The following is a 988-nucleotide window of genomic DNA, read 5'->3' on the forward strand; positions in this document are numbered from 1 at the left end:
GAAGTTCCGGGCGCGCGCGGTCTCGCCTACGACGGCGATGATCAGCCGGGGGCGCTGGCCCGCAACCGTTGCAGGGCGGGTGGCGTCCTCGGCGACGGTCTGCAGGGGGCGCGATACGGCCATGTACCTGCGTTTGAGATAGCCGTTGGCATTGCGCACGACGGCTATGGGCAGCACCTGGTCCTTCAGCTGCCGGTTGTTGCGAAGCAGGGAGGCGTAGTCCTTGTAGAAGGCCAGAGACACCACAGTGAAGACCACCAGCGACGCCACGACATTGACCACCCATCCGCACGCGGTCCGCCATTTTCCCGCCGTGTGTCGAACCGGCAAGGACACCATCGCGGTGGCAGGCAGCACACCCAGCAACAAGAGCGTAAGCAGCAAGGGCGCGGAGACGTAGGAGGCGAGTTCGGCCTGGTTGGTCTCCAACGCGTTCTGCACCATGCTGCGATCGATCAGCACGCCGTAGTGGAGCATGAAGTAGGTGCACGCCGCGCTGATGATGACCAGCAGTGCCAGCAGCGGCTTGCGCAGGTAGGGCAGCGCCAGCAACGGCGTGAGCAGGATGTTGAACGCACAGAAGAGGAAGATCGGCAGGCTGATCAGGAACAGCACGCTGCGCGGCGTGTTCAGCGACAGGTGGGTCCATAGCGTTTGCCACAGTGCGATGTTCCCCGCGGTGGTGAAGAACAGCGCGGCGATCCAGGTCAATTGCACTGCGGTGAGCCGAATCGAGGTCAGACGTTGAAGCACGCGCATTCTTCCGTGAAGTGAAAAGTGCGCGCAGTATCGAAACGGGTGTATCAGGAAGTTGTCAGGGACGTGCTTCTGTCTTGCCTATGCCAACAGGATCACCGCCCAGACAGCACCGACCATCAGCAACGCCGTGGTCTGCGCGGCACTGCCCATGTCCTTGGCGTTCTTGGAGAGTGGGTGGATATCGAGCGAGATACGATCGACCACGGCCTCGATGGCGGAGTTGAGAAGC

At 62.2% G+C, this 988-nt stretch carries 2 protein-coding genes; both read right to left on the bottom strand.

Annotated elements, in window-relative coordinates:
• A partial coding sequence (locus AC1DQP_RS20910) for a phosphoethanolamine transferase domain-containing protein (protein ID WP_478052487.1) occupies positions 1–759 on the bottom strand: 759 nt, incomplete at its 3' end.
• Between the two features lie 78 nt (positions 760–837).
• The coding region (locus AC1DQP_RS20915) for a diacylglycerol kinase (RefSeq protein WP_478052488.1) at positions 838–988 on the bottom strand (151 nt) is incomplete at its 5' end.

Source organism: Stenotrophomonas sp. P5_A8, from assembly GCF_056400545.1.